Annotated in this window: 17 protein-coding genes; 9 read left to right on the top strand and 8 right to left on the bottom strand. The window is 54.4% G+C overall.

The genetic code is table 11. The annotated features are described in order from the left end of the window. Positions 1 to 49: 49 nt before the first annotated feature. The 3 genes from ACR0EV_RS22790 to ACR0EV_RS22800 form a co-directional block, all read right to left on the bottom strand. Complete coding sequence (locus ACR0EV_RS22790) at positions 50 to 985, bottom strand: hypothetical protein (protein WP_480802190.1); 936 nt, start codon at positions 983 to 985, stop codon at positions 50 to 52. A gap of 44 nt (positions 986 to 1,029) precedes the next feature. Next, the gene (locus tag ACR0EV_RS22795; RefSeq protein ID WP_480802191.1) at positions 1,030 to 1,524 is read right to left on the bottom strand and encodes a lecithin retinol acyltransferase family protein; all 495 of its coding nucleotides are present in this window, start codon (positions 1,522 to 1,524) and stop codon (positions 1,030 to 1,032) included. 235 nt (positions 1,525 to 1,759) lie between these two features. Further along, the gene (locus tag ACR0EV_RS22800) at positions 1,760 to 2,515 is read right to left on the bottom strand and encodes a hypothetical protein (RefSeq protein ID WP_480802192.1); all 756 of its coding nucleotides are present in this window, start codon (positions 2,513 to 2,515) and stop codon (positions 1,760 to 1,762) included. A gap of 641 nt (positions 2,516 to 3,156) precedes the next feature. On the opposite strand from ACR0EV_RS22800, the gene ACR0EV_RS22805 reads away from it, so the two are divergent. Next, positions 3,157 to 4,023: a DUF932 domain-containing protein gene (locus ACR0EV_RS22805; protein ID WP_480802193.1), complete on the top strand. Its 867-nt coding sequence runs from the start codon at positions 3,157 to 3,159 to the stop codon at positions 4,021 to 4,023. A gap of 257 nt (positions 4,024 to 4,280) precedes the next feature. On the opposite strand, the gene ACR0EV_RS22810 is transcribed toward ACR0EV_RS22805, so the two are convergent. The 3 genes from ACR0EV_RS22810 to ACR0EV_RS22820 are packed head-to-tail and all read right to left on the bottom strand — an operon-like array spanning position 4,281 to position 5,738. Beyond that, positions 4,281 to 4,526 (bottom strand): hypothetical protein, encoded by a 246-nt coding sequence (locus tag ACR0EV_RS22810; protein ID WP_480802194.1) that lies wholly within the window; start codon positions 4,524 to 4,526, stop codon positions 4,281 to 4,283. Continuing rightward, complete coding sequence (locus tag ACR0EV_RS22815) at positions 4,523 to 4,975, bottom strand: hypothetical protein (RefSeq protein ID WP_480802195.1); 453 nt, start codon at positions 4,973 to 4,975, stop codon at positions 4,523 to 4,525. Before ACR0EV_RS22815 ends, ACR0EV_RS22810 begins: the two co-directional genes overlap by 4 nt. Beyond that, positions 4,962 to 5,738: a ParA family protein gene (locus ACR0EV_RS22820; RefSeq protein WP_480802196.1), complete on the bottom strand. Its 777-nt coding sequence runs from the start codon at positions 5,736 to 5,738 to the stop codon at positions 4,962 to 4,964. The genes ACR0EV_RS22815 and ACR0EV_RS22820 overlap by 14 nt, the downstream gene beginning before the upstream one ends. A 518-nt stretch (positions 5,739 to 6,256) precedes the next feature. Between ACR0EV_RS22820 and ACR0EV_RS22825 the strand changes: the two genes are divergently transcribed. The 3 genes from ACR0EV_RS22825 to ACR0EV_RS22835 are packed head-to-tail and all read left to right on the top strand — an operon-like array spanning position 6,257 to position 10,457. Further along, positions 6,257 to 6,703, top strand: coding sequence for a MobC family plasmid mobilization relaxosome protein (locus ACR0EV_RS22825; RefSeq protein ID WP_480802197.1), 447 nt, complete (start codon positions 6,257 to 6,259; stop codon positions 6,701 to 6,703). Continuing rightward, a complete protein-coding gene (locus tag ACR0EV_RS22830; protein WP_480802198.1) occupies positions 6,700 to 9,483 on the top strand; it encodes a relaxase/mobilization nuclease domain-containing protein in 2,784 nt (927 codons plus the stop codon). Before ACR0EV_RS22825 ends, ACR0EV_RS22830 begins: the two co-directional genes overlap by 4 nt. After that, complete coding sequence (locus tag ACR0EV_RS22835; protein ID WP_480802199.1) at positions 9,480 to 10,457, top strand: ATPase, T2SS/T4P/T4SS family; 978 nt, start codon at positions 9,480 to 9,482, stop codon at positions 10,455 to 10,457. The genes ACR0EV_RS22830 and ACR0EV_RS22835 overlap by 4 nt, the downstream gene beginning before the upstream one ends. A gap of 335 nt (positions 10,458 to 10,792) precedes the next feature. Here ACR0EV_RS22835 and ACR0EV_RS22840 read toward each other — a convergent pair whose 3' ends face one another. After that, entirely contained in the window at positions 10,793 to 11,485 is a 693-nt protein-coding gene (locus tag ACR0EV_RS22840) for a hypothetical protein (RefSeq protein WP_480802200.1), read from the bottom strand. Between the two features lie 87 nt (positions 11,486 to 11,572). On the opposite strand from ACR0EV_RS22840, the gene ACR0EV_RS22845 reads away from it, so the two are divergent. The 5 genes from ACR0EV_RS22845 to ACR0EV_RS22865 all read left to right on the top strand — a co-directional run bounded on the left by ACR0EV_RS22845 (position 11,573) and on the right by ACR0EV_RS22865 (position 16,560). Continuing rightward, a complete protein-coding gene (locus tag ACR0EV_RS22845; protein WP_480802201.1) occupies positions 11,573 to 12,139 on the top strand; it encodes a gluconate 2-dehydrogenase subunit 3 family protein in 567 nt (188 codons plus the stop codon). A 4-nt stretch (positions 12,140 to 12,143) separates the two neighbouring features. Beyond that, positions 12,144 to 13,841 carry a GMC oxidoreductase gene (locus ACR0EV_RS22850; RefSeq protein ID WP_480802202.1) on the top strand — a complete coding sequence of 566 codons (1,698 nt, stop codon included), beginning with the start codon at positions 12,144 to 12,146 and terminating at the stop codon, positions 13,839 to 13,841. Positions 13,842 to 13,885: 44 nt separating this feature from the next. After that, the gene (locus ACR0EV_RS22855) at positions 13,886 to 15,064 is read left to right on the top strand and encodes a ComEC/Rec2 family competence protein (RefSeq protein WP_480802226.1); all 1,179 of its coding nucleotides are present in this window, start codon (positions 13,886 to 13,888) and stop codon (positions 15,062 to 15,064) included. A gap of 476 nt (positions 15,065 to 15,540) precedes the next feature. Continuing rightward, on the top strand, positions 15,541 to 16,029 hold the full coding sequence (locus ACR0EV_RS22860) for a helix-turn-helix domain-containing protein (protein ID WP_480802203.1): 489 nt from the start codon (positions 15,541 to 15,543) through the stop codon (positions 16,027 to 16,029). A 6-nt stretch (positions 16,030 to 16,035) separates the two neighbouring features. Further along, entirely contained in the window at positions 16,036 to 16,560 is a 525-nt protein-coding gene (locus tag ACR0EV_RS22865) for a hypothetical protein (RefSeq protein WP_480802204.1), read from the top strand. A 253-nt stretch (positions 16,561 to 16,813) separates the two neighbouring features. Here the strand turns inward: ACR0EV_RS22865 and ACR0EV_RS22870 are convergent, their stop codons facing one another. Beyond that, complete coding sequence (locus tag ACR0EV_RS22870) at positions 16,814 to 18,988, bottom strand: type IV secretory system conjugative DNA transfer family protein (protein ID WP_480802205.1); 2,175 nt, start codon at positions 18,986 to 18,988, stop codon at positions 16,814 to 16,816. Positions 18,989 to 19,038 lie beyond the last annotated feature (50 nt).

Genomic DNA, 19,038 nt, shown 5'->3' on the forward strand with positions numbered 1-19,038 from the left:
GTTACCCAAATATCAGTGTTTTGAATTCGCTTTCAAAGGGATGCATGGTTCAATTCGGTTCTTGTATGATCATGAGCTGAGCATCAAAAACACGTGCTGCCAAATCCGCTGCTTCCCGAAGAACCTTAGTAGATTCATCCATCGGCTTCGGTTCACGCATTTCAACAGGTTCAGGCAGTGCTGCTGGGGTACGTCGCTGTCCGCTTTCATCAGAACCTCGAGGCGCCACGTAGGAACGATACTGGACTTGAATTTCTGGTTGGTCAGTATCAGCTGCCAGAGCTTCGCGTTCTTTTTGACGTCTTTCTTCACCGAGACGGCGTTGCTCCTTTGCCACCTCGAGACCCCGACGCTGCGACTGTAGCAGGCCAGTTACGAGCGAGGGTAAGCGGGATCGCAAATCATAGTTTTCCGCTTGCAAGGCTTCGATGAGCTTTTTATTGAGATCAAGACTGTTCAGAAATCCGACTTTTTTGGGTTCGGAGCATCGCCAGGTGTTCGTTTCGTCAAACGCTATCTTGTGAGGTTCGTCACTCAAAACTCCGATTGTGCGGGGTGAAACAAAGATGGATCGTTGCGTGATTTCTTTGGCATGCCATGCGGCGTTGATTTCATCAGGTTCGTGAAATCTGGGCGCCGCGTAGAAAACGAGGTTTGATCCATCGTCGTGCTGCAACAGCATTTCGTGCTGATCGGAGATAGATCCTTCAGTTATTGGGAACCTATAATAAGGAACCTCTAGTTCCCCCCCAACTGCCTCGACGGCCTTGAATTCCTTTGCAGATCGGCGCGTCATACATTCTGACCGCTTGAACTGAATGAGAAGCGGAATCCCTGGGGCGTCGAGTTTCACATCGTAGCCGCCACCCTCTTTTCCCTCTTCAAGCAAGCTGGGAAAGATGGGTGCTGCCTGCAAGTTCACCCACCCGACCAATTCATTTATCAACGCAAACCCGTAAGAAAACTCAGAGATTTTTGATTGCATATCTACCTTTTATGTCTTTCCACGGGTTTGTCGGCCTTTAAAATTCAGGTCGACAAAGCCTTTCTTTTTTCTGCCTTGCCTGTCGCAATGACGGCGATGCCTGCGACAACTACGGCTCCAGTCAGGAGTTTCAGGAAAGTGGGATTCTCGGACATACCACCAACTAGGCCTGCACCAACAAGAGCGCCTGCCACGCCAGACTGCACTTGGTTCGATTTGATTTCAAAGCCGGTCACGGCGGTAACGAAATGCTCACAATTGCTGTTCATCACCGAATATTCCCATGAATCTATGTGGGATCTGGCTTGTGCGATAACTTGCTGGATTGGAAACATCGGTGTTAGGTCCGCAACGAAGGTCTCTCTGTTCCCGACGACTACATTCCAGGGTTCTTCCCGTACCGTTCCAGTGCGCTTTGTCGCAGAGATCAGCGTCGGCAAACCAGATTGGCAATACCTGTCACTGACGATCGACCAATGTTGATAGGTTCCTATCTGAGTTGCGATGACGTCCCCAGCGCAGACTTCCAATTTTTTCATTTTTTTGATTTTTACTTTCCTGCCCTTACACGTCGGGCAATTGTGTTACCGCTCAATTTTAATCTTTAGCTTCTGATACATGACCGGAGCTCATGCCAAAAACTGTAGACTAGGTCAGCGATATATGAGGTTCCATTGAGCATTCAATGGTTGTGAATATTGTTAAGAGATTCCACCTTCGAGTGTGTGGCAATATGGTCGAGTGTCGTGCAAAAATCTGCTAATATGCCCGATATTACCAGCCACCGTCGTGACTCACTGTCCTGATTGTCAAACAGTGCTCCTCAAGGTCGCGACAGTCATCTATCAGATCCTTCAAACAGTCGAGATTGCTGTTCAGCACGTTGACGGCAGCTTCACCGCCGTGCGAATAAATTTCGAAATAGGTGTCAATATCGACGATTGTAGGCCGCTTCAGTCTACGGGTTTCATCGCAGAGCTTAAACAATGCCAAGGAAACGGGTTCCAGCATGGCACTCCCCAACGTGAGGCCATAGCCATTGCCTCGGTGCGGGCTCGAGACAAACACCGCTTCAGGGTGCAGATGCAGACTGTATTCGTCTAGATACTTGTTCGGGCTGCTGTCGTCATACTCGTCTTCCACTTCTGCTCGAGGTCGAAAACTTCCCTGTATTGTCGCATATCCGATTGGATCGCTCATATTCGGATCGTCGGTCTTGTGTAGAATAACTGAAAACCTGAAGCTGCCATGTCCGTTAGTAGATGGTTCAGAAACATAGTGATCCCCGGGGTTGAACGGATCAGAGTCTTCGCTTCTGAGCGCTTTCATTGCTGTCAGAAGGTTTGCTGAATTTGGTCCGCCTGCCAGCGTGATCCAAAATGTTCGCTCTAATCTTGGATCGTCGAAGTCGAGAACAATAGCGAGTGCTTCTTGGTCTATTGAGAGTTTTTCACCAGGAGCCGCGAATTGAGCAATGGGGTCGAACGGCATTGGGGAAGTTTCGACTTCTAATTCTTCAATATCTGTCATCTTTGACCAAAGTCATGTGCTCTTGACGTTCAAATAGATCTTCTTGACGACCCCGTCTATCTAATAGCGAGGCTGATCTGCGAATAGCATGTGGATCTATTGAAGAGACCTGTGAGATCCGCGCGGGGCGCGCGGCTCACTTAATCCATGAGACAGGGCAGGGGATCGACACGGGCTTGCGCCCGCGCTCACCCCGGCCCTGACATTCCCATGATTGGCTGAGCAGCCCGCTAATGGCGGGCTGCTGTGCTTGTTTTCTCGAGCGTCGCGGGGCCGAAAAGCTCTCGTATCTGATCCGGTCCAGGGGGAAGGCGCAAAGAGAGACCCGCGCCAAGGGCGTGGCTCACATTTCGTTTTTTTGTCCGCCTCAAGCAGAAATCGCGAAAATCCCGGTTCCTCCCGCCCGCGAGCGCGCGGGTCCCTCCCAAATTTGCCCGATTTCAGCCTGACCCCCAGTCCTCCGATCAGATCCGGATCTTTTCCATCGGCCCCCCTCCTTCGCCGGGAAAAACGCGGAGGGGCGAGGGTGGCTGATGTCAGTCCAGCAGGCCGTTTCATTGGCCTGCTGTGTTCACAACAAGCAGCAAGCGGACAGGTCGGGCGCAGATCGGCCACCGCATCACCACAGAGGAATATTCCAGATGACTTACAATCGTTACATGCGGGGCATGTCATGCGGCGGACTGGTGACAGGGGAGGCGCTGACCAACGACCAGCTGCACCAAGCTGTCCCATCGATTTTTGCAACCGAAGGTCACGAAAGTCGCTCAGACCGCTTTGTACCGGTTCCGACCGTGAACGTTCTGGACGGGCTGAGGAAAGAGGGGTTTGACCCGTTCTATGCCCAGCAGGCGAACACCCGTGTTCCGGGCAAGGCCGCGTTTACCAAGCACATGCTGCGGCTTCGTCACCGCTCGATCACCAACAGCGACGGCGAGTCCTTCGAAATTGTACTGGTCAACGCCAATGACGGGACCAGCAGCTATCAGATGATCCCCGGCTATTTCCGGTTTGTCTGCGCAAATGGCCTGATGGTGGGCGATACCTTTAACGAGGTGAAGGTACGGCACTCGGGAAACGCGGTGTCCGAAGTCATCGAAGGTGCGTTTACCGTTTTGGACGATGCCGAAGAAATCACGGAGCAGGTGCAGGATTTCAAGGCCATCACCGTGAACGATGCGGAACGGAAGATTTTGGCCGAAGCCGCACACCAGTTGCGTTTCCCCGATGCGGCCAAAGAAGACGGAAAACCTGCGCCAATTGATGCGACACGGTTGCTCAGCACGCGCCGCAACGCCGACCGCACCGATGATCTGTGGACCGCGTTCAATGTGGTTCAGGAAAACGTCATCCGCGGCGGAATTTCGGGGCGCGTCCGGACAGCCGATGGTCGGACCCGCCGTCAGCGGACCCGCGCCGTTGCAGGGATCGACCAGAACAAAGCGCTGAACCGCGCGCTTTGGACGTTGACCGAGAAAATGGCCGAATTGAAAGGGGGTGGCGCATGAGCGCCCCCTTTTCCCTTGCTTGTTCATTTCTCACAACAAAAGCAGACCCAAAAAACTATGGAATGTCCCCTCCGCTTGCGCGGCCGAGGGTTATCCAGTCTGGGCAATTTCAACCTTGGGCGAAATTGGCCTGACCGAAGCAGGCTTCAAGCAGAGATCCCAAATATCTCCGCGTCAGCCTGTGGTTAACCCTCGGCCAGCAGTGCCTTGGCCACCAGCGTGACTTTGGAGGTTTGTCGCGACAGAACAAAACGCGATCAATGTACCTCTTTTTCCTTTAATTTCGTGCGGATCATCATGGCAATTTCTTTGTCGTTCTCCAACATCACTTGCCGGAACAACCTTCCGACGTTCACGCTCGCTCGCAATGCAGGCGGAACATCTTCCAGCAGGTCCAGAAATTCCTTTTCTACCTCACCGCCTTCAAGGGCTGATACCTGAAAGCGGATAGGAGTACGCACGACGCTTTTGGTTTCATTCGTGGCTTTTTTGCGCTTGCTCATTGTGCATCCCCATTCAGGTTGTTCCGGATCATGGCCGCAATGGCGGCATCGTTGTCTTGCAGGACCTCTTTGAAGAAGGCTCCAAGGTTAAAGTTTTTCTGGAAGGCGGCAGGTATGTTGCTTCGGACCTCTTCCAGTGCCGCCGCAATCTCACTGCCGTCTGAGGTGGAAATCTGAACCCTGATTGGTTGCCCTGCAGCACTTAGGTTTTTGGGCTGGGCAGGAACTTTCTGATTTGGTTTCGCAGGGGCCGGAGTTAGCCGTTTTGGTTTTGCGGTCGGTGTCGTTTTTACCACCGGGTCAGTCTTCGCCTCTAAGGAAGGCTCAGATTCCGGCTTTGCCTCAGCTGCAGGTTCGGTTTGTGCCTGCTTGCTCAGATCCGTCACTGTTGGTGCGATGTCCGACGTTGATCCAGACAGCAGGCTGTCGATATCCTTAGGCCGCGACATGCTGCACCTCGCTTTCCTTCAAAGCGTTCAAAACATAGTCGGCATTGCTCAGCGCCTTTTTGCACCGATCCGCCATGCGCCGTGCATTTGACCTGGCCGTCTGGGTTTCCGCCTGTTGGATGGCTTCCTCTGCAAAGCCCATCAACCGTCCGATCGTTGTGCCCGTCCGCAGCGCGTCATCCATAGCCGCTGTGTCGGCGATGCCGCCGACACACTGAAACTGCTTTTCCAGCGCCTGTTTGCCCTTATGGATTCCGGCTGACTGCGCGACAGATTGCCGGGTGAACACAATCCGAAACTTCTCTTTCGGGTCTGCGGAGCTGCCGATTTGCTGTAACGCCGCCTCACACGATCTGAATGTGACCATGATGGGTTTGTATTCCGCCGATGAGCCGTCAGAGGGGCACAACACCAAGTCGGCCACTGCCATCGCCATCGCGGCCGTCATGCTGGGTTCGCCTTTGGTGTCGATCAGCAGGTAGTCAAAGCCCCCCGCCTTTTCTGCCTCAAGAATGTGGGCATAAGCCAGTTTGGCATTCTCCGCATCTTCCTTGGCAAACTGGCCGGCCTCGATCAGCAGTTCATCAATAGGGATTGGCTCCAGCCCATTGTTAGGATTCAACCATTCCGATAGTGTGCCTTGTGAATCCAGATCGAGGATACGGACACGTTTGCCTTGATGGTGCAAAGCGGAAGCGAAGGCGACGAGCATGGAAGATTTACCAGCTCCGCCCTTGGAGTTTACGGCTGCATAGATTTTCAATTTGGTCTCCGGGTCTACGCCCGAAAGCCACGCCGCGCAGCGGCGTGTCACAACCGGGCTTGCGATTGCAAGTTATCGCGCGACCCGTCACCCGCGCTGACACAGACGCTATTGCTTTTCTAAGCAATACTCAACCGTCTATAACCAGGAAGGCCAAAAGGGTATTGCCAACAGACGTGTGCCATATGCCAGATTGTTGGCGATTATCTGGCATATGGAACTTGCCAATGGTCTGGTGACATGTGCCATCTGGCAAAGCCCGCCAGACAGACGGCGACACCAAAATGGCATTTGCCCTGGGGCAGACGCCAGACGGTGAGTGGTGCGCGACAAGCGGCTGTGTCTCCCGCTACAGACTGTCTACATCCTACGCTTACTTTGCTTTGCGGGATAATACAGATTGTGCTATCGACAATCTGTTAGACTTGCAGTCGGCCACCAAATCAACTTACACTTGAATTAACATACGCGCGGTCTGACGGGGCCACGCACGATTTCTGATCGTGGAGAAAGCCCCGATGCCACAAGGCGTACCCAAATCAGTCACAACAACCATGCGCTTTGATGAGGACGAATTGGCGTTCCTCAAACAACGCAGCAAGGCCATGCAGCTGCGCAGTGTGACAGGATTGGTGCGTGTCTGTATTCGCATAGCCTTTGGTATTCCGTCGAAAGAAGAGTTCCGAACACAGCAATTCAAAGAGCACCTGGCTCAGTTGGTCGGCATGGCAAATAACCTCAACCAGATGACCCGCGCCGCAAATGCCGGGAAGTTTCGGCTCAACAAGCGCGCCGAAGATCAATTGGCCGCGATGAAGGACGAGGTTCGGGAGTTGCGCCGGCTGATCGAAGATTACTCCGACGCCGCCCATGAGAGGTCTTTTACCCGTGCATTAGAGATCGAGCGGCTGGCTGAGAAACAGCGTGCGTCACGTGTGTCACCCAGGGCGAAGGCTAAGGTATGACTAGCCTGGCCTCCGCATATGATCCGGCCTGGGACGCGCTGTTTGGAGAGTTTCAGCTTATCCCGAACCTGAAACCGCGGCCTGGCCAAAACCCGGCGCGGTCGCGGCGTCGGTCGGCACAGCGGCCAAGCGCGGCAGGACTGATTGCCAATGCGCTCCTGACCAACCAGGCAGTGGTCAAGATAGTCCGAGGTGGCGGTGTCACGGCATCCGGCAGTCTGGGCGGCCAGCTATCCTACATCACGCGCAAGGGCACCGTAGAAATGGAACGCGGTGATACCGGCGAGTTGACGCATGGGATGGAGGGACTGCGCGACGTCCAGAATGAATGGGCGAAGGATTGGGATCGGATGGACGCGCGGGTCACCAACTACAGCTATCACGTCATCCTGTCTTACTCCAAAGACACAGACCGGGAGGCCGCGAAGCAGGCCGCGCGCAGTTTCGGCGCGCGTTTGACGAATGGCGACTACGGCGACCGCTATAAATATGTGATGGCCCATCACGAAGATACCGGCCACCCGCATACCCATCTGGTGATCAGCCGGGCAGGAGCGTCGGGCAAGACCCTTCAGCTGAGCCCGTACGGGATCACAACGCAGGATCTGCGAGAACTACAGGTTGAAACCGCGCGGGACGTCGGCATTGTTCTGACCGCGACCAGTCGGTTTAGCCGCAACTTGCGCCCCGAACGCGAAAGCAGCGCGCGGGTTCATGCACGGCGTGACGGCCGGGATCTGCGTGAGCGGCCAACCCCAGAGCAGCGCAGCGGTTTTCCCTTCTTTGGGATCGGCCGACAACAACCTGTCGCGCCGGACCAGCTGCAGGTCATGAGTGATCAACGCAATGCAGACTATGCCGCCCTGGGCGAAACACTCCGGTCGCATCACGCCGGATTTGAGCAGGGCATTTTCACAACCGAATACCCAGGGCGTGCCGAGACCCTTGGGGCCATAAGCAAAGCTGTACTCGGCGCAGCATCGATCCTGGTGACGGACGGGGTTCTTAGATCAGAGGAAATCGAAATGAATCAACAAGTCGCCAACCAGATGGACCCGACACATGCCCCGGCCATTGATGATGAGATGAAGGCCATTGGAACCGATGTCCGTGAGTTTATCACCGGCATGGACGACAAGGCCGAAGCCATGGAGGACGAAGACAAGCGCAGTCAAACAGAGGCCGCGATTTCGCGGGTCCTGCGGGACTATGAGCAGCTTATGGATGAAGAGACCAGGACGTTCTTTGGCAAGCGGCTGGAACGGGACGACGAAATTGAGGTCGGCCGCGATGACCTTGATCCGACACGCCAGCGTCGCGCAGCAGAACAAGACGCAGCAGATCCAACGCGCACCCAGCCCATCGGGCCGGCGCGGGCCGGCTCAGAGGGTCGGGGGCAGGCCGATGCAAACGATCCGCGCGCTGCTGCCACCAAGGCTGTGCTGAAGGAGGCCGACAGGCAAGTGGCCGAGCGGTTCGAAGCGATGGGCATCAATGGCGATCTGGTCTTGTCGCGCATCCGTAATGGCGCCGATGTAGACCGGCAGACGCGCGAGAACTGGTTTGAACGCGATGTAAAGACCTTGGCCAACGCGCATTCGCTGAGCGAGAACCAGGCGCGGATCGACATGAAGGCCGCGTACAAAGATGCTTCTGAGATCTACCGCGATGCCCGTGGCGAAATCCGCGACATCAACCGCGCCTTTGCAGAGGGCAGGGGAGACGACTTCCTGCAAGAGAAGATCAAGACCGGTGTTCAGGATGAAATCCAGACCATGAAGGGGCAGGGTTTTGATCGCGCCGCGATCGGTGGACGATTGCTTGAGATTGAAGATCGGGTGCAGGAGCGGGTGACAGGCCGCGCGCCGGATCGCGGAGCGGAAGAAACCCGCCCGGGCCCAGAACGTCAAAGCCGGGCCTCAGACGCCCGCGCGGCCGACAATGCACCGCAACGCCCTGATCTGAACGCAGGTGTACGCGGGCAGATCGTCGAGGTTGGGTCTGCGCTCTACAAAGAAGACGAGAAAGACAGCTTGTCACCTTATGTCGATCTGAAGGTGGTGGGCCGGGACAAACCTTTCCGCGTCTGGGGCGTCGATCTGCCTGACATGATGCAGCGTGAAAATCTCAACATCGGTGATACGGCCACACTTACCCATGACGGCTACAAGAGAGTGACGGTCAGCAAGGTTGATCCAGAGACTGGCGAACAGAAAAGCATCGAGGCAAACCGCCGCGCCTGGAAAGCAACTGATATCGAGCGCGCGCCACGTGAGGAACAACGCGAGCTTCTACCCTTGCAAGAGACTGCGCGCATCAAACGAGATGCGCGCCAAGACCGGCCAGAAGAAAAAGGCCAGCAGGCCCGCACCGTTCGGCAGGAGGTCTCCATTGAAGCCGGCGTCACGGGTGTCATCGTCGATGCCAAAGAGGCTCTGGTGCGCCCCGACGATCCAAACAGCAAGTCGTTCTATGTGGATATGAAGGTCGAGGGCATGGACGAGCCAGAACGGATCTGGGGCACCGCACTGCAAGACCAGATGGCACGGAACAACATCTCAGTTGGTGACACCGCAACGTTCGTCAAAGCGGGCAAAGAGGAAGTCACCCGGTCACGCCGGAACCCGGAGACCGACGAACCAGAACGCGTCAATGTCACTCGCACAGCCTGGGATGTGAAGAACCTTGATCGACAGATTGACCGAGATCCTGCGGTGCAGGAGCAGCGGCGTCGGGAGCGGGAAGAACGGGCCAAGGGCGACCGGGTTATCGGTCGATGAGCCGTCATCTCGAAAGCGCGTTGAATCGGGTGTTCGGAGGGCAATTGCTCTCCGATCCCCTCTTGTCTGAAATCGTCCTGAATCCCGACGGCAGACTCTGGATTGAGCGCAGCGGCGAGCCCGCCATGCGTCAGCTGGACGAGCCCATGGGAGAAGACGACGCTTTGGCGCTCGCGCAGGACCTGGCCGGTGAAAATCCCATTTCCAGCAAAACGCCGCTGGCCGGTTCGCAGTTCGAAATCGACGGGTCATTGTGGCGGGCGCAGGTCGCGGTCAAACCTGCTGTTGAGGCTGGCGTTGCATTTGCCCTGCGCCGGGCCGTGGCAAAGCAACTGTCTCTTGATGATCTGATGCAAGGCTTGCCGGATCTGGACGCCAACATGGGTGACCTGAAGTCTGGCGTTGATCCCGCCGATGAGGCTGTATTTGAAGCATACGAGAACAAAGGTTTTAGTGACTTCCTGCGCGCGGCCGTCAAGGCCAAATGGAACATCCTTTTGTCGGGCGGGACATCCTCCGGCAAAACAACCTGGTTGCGCGCTTGTCTTGGCGAAGTTGACCCTTCAGAGCGGATCATGACCATTGAGGATGTGTTGGAAATTCGGCCCAGCCAGCCGAATGCCGTGTCTCTGGTGGTCAACAAGAACGCATCGAGCAGCGATTTATTGAAGGCCTGTCTGCGATTCCGACCGGAGCGGGTCATCATGGGGGAGCTGCGCGGTGCCGAAGCCTATGATTTCCTGTCCGCGATCAACTCGGGCCACCCGGGCGGAATCTCGACCTTGCACGCAGCATCACCGGAATCTGCGCTTTCTCGTTTGGCGTTGATGGTCATGCAGGCAGATACCGGGCTGACCTATTCCGAAATCCTTGAATATTGCCGCTCGATGATCGACGTGATTGTGCAGTTTCGGAAAACCGGGGATCAGAGGCGGCCGGTTGCCGTTAGGGTACTCAGGGAGAAAGCGGGATAGGTTTTTGAACGTCAGATGGGGAAGTGACCGAAGTTGGTTTTACGATCGCGCAGATCGCCCGCAAGGCCAAGCCGACGTTCGAGTAGCCTTCGGAGAATGGCCGCAAAGAGCTCAATTTGTACTTTGGATTTTTTGCGGCGCATGCGACAAACGTAAAATTGGCTACCTTGGCATAACAAAGAGCTCTCGGCGTTCTGTGATCCAGTCCAGCAACTTCTTGTCATCCGGACTTGGATCGTATTGCATACTGACAGGGTGTGTGTGCTATGCCTTGTTGGAACTTCTGCCACAGCCGTAGGTAGGTCAATAGACTTAGGTTGGTGGCATCAGGCTACTTACTGAGAAATGACAGCATTCTTGATAATATAGTCTGCGTCCTCCGCCTGCGCGGTTCGTTCGAGCATGACATAGTCATTGAGTTGGCACCCTAAGGTATCCGGGGAAAGGCAGCCATCAACTGCTGCCTTGGCTTGATCCTCAGAAAGTTCGGACGTGTGCCAGCTACCATTGCTGAGGTAAACAATGGAGTGTCGCTCCTGACTGGGCAGACGGGCACGAAACGTTGCGGCCGTCTCGCTTTGCATGAAACCAGTCAAACGCAGCATCAGGGTCTCAGAATGTTCAAAGGCTACTCCATCGCGATTCTTATGGTTGTGCCAATGACACAATGGCATGAGATAGCTATCCGCGCCGATCTCAACCTGACCGTCCTCATTGGGTGTCATATGCCCTCCGACCCCAAATTCCGGATGAGTGTTTCCGGGAGGCGTATCGTTCGTCACATAACACGGTGCGTCTATGCCTCGGGACTGAAGCAACTCTTTCCAATGTTGACCATTGATCCTTGGATCGTCAGAGCTGCCATCTACATTGTAGAGGACACCTTCGTAGTCGAAAGGGAATGCGTCTGTTGACTTTATCCCCTTTTGTCCCCAGCGCTCAACGAATTCCGACATAATTTTTTTTGGTTCAGAAAAAGGCATAGAAATATCGTCCGTCGTTAAAAAAGCAGCAATAATCGCGATCATCGGCGAAGATGTAAGCCGTTGACAAGTGCCCAACCGCTTTCTTCAATGAGGCTCTATGTTTTTTAAAGCCTATTGGAGACAGCTCTTATGCCATCTGAACCGTTGAAGGCAGATTTTCTAGAATCTCCCCCTCAGAAATCTTTTCACCCTAAACTTAAGAATGCTTTGGCCATTGATCCGCCATCCAACGAGGAAGATCCGCGATTCCTTTTCAGCATGCCCTTTGTGTCGTTGATCGACGGCATAGCTGACGTTTTGTATCCCCCGAACTCTGTCACCAGCCGGAAGGGAGTGGAATACGAGATTAAGGCATCTAACGCTGCAATCCATCGATATATTTTGTTTCGTGCGGTGTGGCAGCCAAGCTGGGGTCGGGATATACATGCCGCCCTCCGAATGTTCGCAAACGCGAGCAACACTCGATTTGGGCAAACATTCCTGTTGCTCGACGCTGCTCAAAAAGTTGAAGCGCTTTCCATGTTGGAAGACCGCGAGTTTTCAGATGCAGAATGGGATTCCGAAATCGACCAGCGGCGTGCATTCAACCAGATACGGGAGGGGATTGCAGAAGGCTTCTTTTCCGAACCTGGCTATGGCGGGAACCGTGCGGGACTTGGCTGGTATTATAGTAATTTCATGAAAATCGAGGATTAAGCCCATGCCAGAAAATGTAAACTACGACGCGATCGTTGTTGGTACCGGCGCTGGCGGAGCTTGCGCTGCCTATCAGCTCGTCAGGGCTGGCATGCGCGTTCTCGCACTCGAAAAAGGACCTAGGCTCAAGCTTGATGACTTTTTGGAAGGCGGTGCGTACGGGATGCCAAAGAGGTTTTCAAGTTGGGGGCGCGGTGATGAACTCAAGTTCTCCAAAGAGAGACTGCTTCAAAAGGACGTGCCGAAAGAGCTCCGGTGGTTAGCATACCATGAATATGGACAGGATGCGCCTGAGCCTCGCCCGACCAGGCGCGGGTGGATGTCCCAACTTGTCGGCGGTGGGACTGTGCACTACGGCGGCGCTTCGTTTCGAATGGAACAAGTGGACTTCGAAATGCAGTCGCGGTTCGGAGCACACGCAAAAGTCCTGGAGGCCAGAACCTATTCTGATCTTGGCCCCGATCATGCCTGCGATCTAAAAGATTGGCCGGTTCCATTCGACGAATTCGAACCGTGGTTTGGAGAAGCCGAGCGACTGATCGGGATCGCGGGGGGGAAAGAGTCTGGGCTGAAAGCACTTCGTCTTAGTGTGGCTGAAAAACGCATAAAAGACGCTTTGGATGCGTGCAGTAGCCCTATCAAGTTGAAGCCGACGCCTATGGCTATCAACAGCGCCACCCATCTAGGTCGAGAACCCTGTCACCATAGCGGACTTTGCCAAGACTACGCGTGCCGGTTTGAAGCTAAATCGGATATGCGTGTGACACTGTTGCGGGAAGCGGAGAAATCCGGACTTTTGACTATTCAGCCTATGTCTTTCGTACGAAAGATCTCTGTTAATTCCGGTTCCGTGGAAGCGCTTGAGGTTGTAGTTGGGGATCCTGAATCCGCCGAAGCTCGCATTGAGACGCTGTCGGCTCCCGTGGTTGTTGTCGCATGCGAGGCGCTGGAATCCTGTCGCCTTCTTGCGGCCTCCGGTATAGGCAATCCGGATGTTCTCGGCCGCTACATCATGTTCCATGTAACGGGAGGAGCGAGAAGCCTGGCATCTACACCGACCAATCCATGGCAAAATGCACCTCACACTGGTTTCATTGACCACTTCTACAACGATAGCTCAAACGGTGAGGCACCATTTCTGAAAACAGGCATCTTTCTTGTTTCAGCCCTTGGGGGACCGTTGCAAGCTGTTTGGCGTCATTGGGGAGCCGATGCATTACAGTATTTGAACGATATCTACCCACATAAGATGGATCTTAGCTATATCGGGGAAGGCATGCCGACCGCCCATAACCGAATTGAGCTGAAATCCGGAACGTCAGATCGCTATCAGATGCCCGGTACAGTGGTGCATTACCGCCCCCATCCATTTGATATCAATGCTGGTGAATACGCAGGGATCAAGGCGACAGAAATCCTGAAAATGGCGGGTGGAATGACTTTTGATATGGCTCCTGCAGAATTGAAGGAATTTCTCTCCAAGGGTGTCTCAGCCAATCGGATGTTTCACGGATCGGGGGGCTGCCGTTTCGGAGATGATCCAAGTACGTCCGTCCTGGATCGAGATTGCCGTGTTCATGGAATCAAAAACCTCTTTGTGACAGACGGATCATTTATGCCGACCGGATCAGGCGTGAACCCAACTTTGACGATTCAGGCCAACGCGCTTCGGGTTGGGGAAAGGATTCCAGAGCTCATGTAGAGCGGCCTGTTGCATGGGGACAGCGAAAAGCATTGTTGGAAATTGTGAATGCGTTTGATTTTCCCAAATTCAGCATCGTAGGCTTCCAAAATTACAAACAAAAACAAGTGAAGGATGCTCAAATGTTTAAGGCACTTTTGGTACTTGTCGTAGTTTTAGCCCCTCACTCTTTGTTGGCACAGTCAAAGATGAGGGTGCACTTTATTGATGTTGGTCAGGGCGACGCGACGCTCGTCGAGTTTGATTGTGGGGCTATATTGATCGACGCAGGTGCTGAAATATGGAGACCGAGTGAGTGGGGAGCTCCACTTTACGATGGGCAAGAAGCCTTGTTCGAATATCTTGAAGACTTCTTTGCATCTCGCCCAGATTTGGACAATCGCTTAGAGGCACTTTACCTCACTCATCCACATGCTGATCATACCCGCGCGGTGCCACTCATAATCGATGAGTACGAGCCCAAAAACATTATACACAATGGGCAAAGAGGAGGCTCCGGAAGTGACGGACAATACTTTGCCAAGAGGTATGCTCGGGAAGACGATGGCGTCGGCGGTTGGTATGTATTGGAGCGCAATACTCGAAGCCCGTCTGGAGACCCAAGCGACATAATTGATCAGGTTGACTGCGCCGCCGTTGATCCCGTGATCACCATCTTGTGGGGCCAGGTGGAAGATCGGTCAGGGTGGGACTATGATGATTTTTCCGACGAGAACAATCATTCGCTAGTAATCAAAATAGAATTTGGATTAGCGTCCATTTTGTTTACGGGCGACCTAGAGTTTGGTCATCGCAGCGGATCCAAGGCCGCCATCGAGCGACTGGTTGAGAGATACGAGAACACCGATGTCCTCGACGTCGACGTCTATCAAGTCGGGCATCACGGCTCCGCCAACGGAACCAACAGTGCGCTTGTTGAAGCGATGTCTCCCAAAATTGCAGTGTTGTCACATGGTCCTGCCTGTAAAAGGCGGGGCTACAACGCCTGGCAATTTGGGCACCCAAGAAACTCGGTAATCGACGTTTTGGAAGCCGGAGTCTCTGAGACAAGAATAGCAAGCAAGACTGTTCGCACCTTTGATAAGCCAAAATGGTGGGACGAACGGACAATAAGCAAAGCAATCTACTCGACGGGTTGGGACGGAACGGTTGTTTTAGAAGCCGATGCGGCAGGAAATTGGGCAGTTGATCTATCTTCCGATCCCCACGAGTGTCTAAACTAGACTGGTAACTAAAGTCATTTTGAAAATGGCTTTGTCGGACGTGTCAAAACCATTTGCACGCCTGTCCACGTCAAGGTGGCGGGGGCAGGAGGCTCAGGCTCATATTGCTGGCTGTCTTGGTTTAACTGGCGCTGTTTTTTCATTAGTTCCATTGCCTGTCGCCCTAGCGCACGTTACAAGCTTCACGCTGAAGCTATTTTTTGGGATCGGTGCACTAGAAAATTGCACCTCAAGTACCGACATAGGTGTCATTAGGGTTCGACACCAACGTCGCCTCCCCCGGTCACCGATGGCAGTAATCCCCCTGTCTTCACTGTCACTCAAAGTAGAGTCCGTTCAACCATATCCCCTGTGAGGATATCAAGTGGACTATCCAAGTACCCATTGGGCCCTGTCGCTGGTGTCATCCCCCTTAGTTTGTATTACCCGGTTCAAGGGTGCATATACTTGATAATCAAAGATTTAGAGGTGTGGTTATGACACAGCAAGCTAAGCCGAAGGAGCAGGAAAAGCAGCTCCGTGAAAACGAGAAAAAGTGGTCAAAGACGCTGATGGACAGTGGTTTTACCGTTTTTCCCAGCGTAATCCTTGAGCGTCAGAAGGCGCTTGGCCTCAGCCCCCTTGAGGTAAATATTCTTCTGTTCCTTTGCACATTCTGGTGGACCAAGGATGGCCGCCCGCGGCCGGCGATCGGAACCATTGCGGAAGCCGTTGGACGGAGTCCCCGCCATGTCACTCGTGTTATCACGGGGTTGGTGGACGCAGGTCTGATCGAGCGACATCAGCGAAGTTATAAGGAAACTGGCAATCTCACGAATGAGTATTCGTTCGATGGACTTATCCGGGAAGTTTTGCCGTTCGCTAAAGAGAAGATCGAGGAACGAGAAGCGAAGGCTGCAGAGAAGAAGGCGAAGACAGCCAAGAAGGGGAAGCCGAAGTTGCGGGTTGTGAAGGAAGAAGACTGATCCGCCATGCCTCACTTTAAGAACAAGAAGATCAAGGGCCAGGTCTTCGATCTGACCCATCTCGATCCATTCATTTTCCCAGTCACTCACGAGCAGAAAGCTTATTCAGTTCGCGCCGCTTTCGAAGATCACGTCTTCACCGAGGCGTTTGATCCCGAAAGTCATACACCTGACCTGATTTACAGTCGTCGCCCGGGCGACTGGCGCGCGTTCGACGTAGGGCGATGGCAGCTTTCGCTGAGCCTTCCTCAATTGTTTCAGACAATCGGAGGACATAGCGTCTACCAGTCTAAGGGGCGCAATTTCTTCTTTCTACGCGGTCCCGTTGGATCATCGCCATATGCCGTGTTTTTTGAGGCAATGATCTCAAGCCACGACAACGCCGATGTCGCGCTTCTGGTCCGGTCAGCATATGAGAAGGATAATATGACCAGGCGCGCATGCCCAGTAAAGTTTCCACGGCTCATTGATGCGGTTGCGCGTGGTATTCAGCCGCCTGTAGGGCCGTCTGCACAGATTCGGAGGCGCTAATTGTGGCCTCTATAAACGAAAATAGGCCCCGCGGGACCTACTTCGGGAGCTTGAACTCCGGTCGGGATCCTCTTGCGCCCCACTGGGGACCGGAGAACCGGTAGGTCGCCGTATTGCACTAATGCTCACCCGATCATAGACGACAGGGGAGACATATACGACAGGGGGATGGATTTCAAGTTAAAAACCGGTTCGCAGTCTCCGAAACTTTGGTAACATATTGACTATTATGGGTTCTAATTCCAACAATCATCTACCCGTTCGCTAGCATCGAGGTAGAGTTTAGTTGGTCTCTAAACAGCGGCATCAGCCTGTAGATCAGTTCGTCCGGTGAGAGCCGATGCGCCAGGTCGGCAAGTTCTGGCTCGCTGTCTGCGCTGATCGGTGCCAGGTTTAAGAGGTCGCCGAGGTTGTCCGCAAAGCTAGGGGCCTTCACCGTTTCGATTGCTTGCGTTAGCTGGCGGTCCTCGGCCGTTTCCTCATCATCGGCAGTCTCGCGCGGATCTTCGAAGTATCCGTAGCCGGACACGCCCTGATCAAGATACCCGTCATACTCGGGAGGATCGTATGAGCGTGGTTCAGTGACAGCTACAGGCTGCGACAAGGGCGATTTGGCGACAGACTCAGGCTCCGGTTCTTCAGCCTCAGCCGATTTGAGAGAGTCGGCATCCTTCAGGAATTCATCATATCGGGTCACAACGCTATCTTTGACCACTGGCACATCCGGCCAGGGCTTGCCCTTTTGACTGTTATTCAGCGCTTTGAACCGATGGTCTTTGTAATAGGACACGCGATTTGTGCGGATCGGGAACATGCCCTTGCCGGTGATAATGACCTCTTCCTTGCCCAACCGGCCGATTTCTTCAGGTGTCAGCAAAGCCCGGCTTTTTTCCGCCCAGCTTTCAGACCGACCGGGCTCTTTCGACCAGTTTCGCCCCGAGACGGATTTCTGCGTCACCGTCTTGTTGCCGAGCGCTTTGGACAGCTTTTGCTTGGTCTCCTCGGAATTGGGGGTCAGCCATACATGCAGATGCGAACTCTCGGTCAGGATTTCCTCACCAGCTGGCCCATAATGTTCACGCAGCGACGCCGGCGATTGCACAATCAGGCACAGGCGGCCGCCGTAACCGGGCAGGGTGGTCACAGCATCGAGGACGCCTTGCAATTTCCCCAGCGAATGAAACTCATCGATCAGAAACAGGACAGGCAGGAAATCCTCACCCGAGGCCACAAGACGACGGCGCAGCGCGTTGATGGCGCATTGGATGAAGAGACGCACCAAAGGTCGCGACACCTGCTTATGCGCCTCCGGAATTGAGATGTAGCAGGTTTGAGGCTCCCACCGCATCGATTCAAAGTCAAAATCATTGGTCTTTGTCGCGCGCACTATCGCAGGGTTGCGCCATGCGTTGAGGCCACCGCCCATCAGGACGGACAGGTAGATCCCCAGCTGTTTGTTGTCCTGGCCCGCCATACGCAGCATTGCACCTTTCGAGACCGGATCAGGCGCGCGCGGCGCAAGGGCGGCAAACATGCCCTTATAATCCGGTATCTCATCATCGCCTGCCACTTCCGGCGTCAACACTTGCAGGACGCGCCCGAGCGACGGTTCAGGTTCATTGCAGACGATAGCCGTGGCGGCTTCAAAGATTTCCTGCGCATCTTCCATCAAGGACGCTTCCGCACCGGTTGAACTTTTGGGCGAAAGCAGCGCGGCGCTGATTTCCGAGATCCGCACAAGCCGGTCTTCCAGGTCATTCATTGCCGCAATCTCTACCAGCGGGTTAAAGCTGTGCGACCGGCCGACAAGGGAGCCGTCCGGATTGTTCGGAAACTGCACGTCGAAGGGCGACAGCACTCGCACCTTGTCGCCTTTTTCCAACCGCCGCCGCGATGTGGTTTCAAAAAGCTCGCCTTTGACATCATAGACGATCAGCGAGCCTGGATAGTCGAGCAGGGTAGGGACAACGATACCAACACCTTTACCGGATCGGGGCGGACCCGAGACCAGCACCGTGCCCTGATCATCTGTATGGGCGCGCAGATGCGGTGCTTTTTTCTCCGGTTTGCCCAGCTTGCCCAGCACCAGGCCCCAATCACTGATCAACCGTGCGGCGCGGATCTCTTTTGCTTTGGCCCATCGCGCATCCCCATGGGCATCCGTCGCGGTCACGCCAAACACCATCCCGCCAAAAAGATACGCAAGGCCCGCGCCGGTCATGAGGCCCAACGTGATGCCACCCCAAAGCACCAGGTCCCAATCCTTCTGGTGCAGAGTATTGCGCTGGCTGAGCAAGAGCCACGGCCGCCACGTTTCAATATCGCCATTCACCTTCCAGGCTATCAACAGCGCGGCCCAGAGCGGGATGCTGATGACGCCCGCTGCTATCGTATAAGGACGGTGGGTCTTTGCCTGTATGGTGCTCATGGCATTCTCCTTCAGGACAAGAGTGTTAAGGGATGGAAAGCTTGAAAACG

Source organism: Ruegeria sp. CF8, from assembly GCF_056537285.1.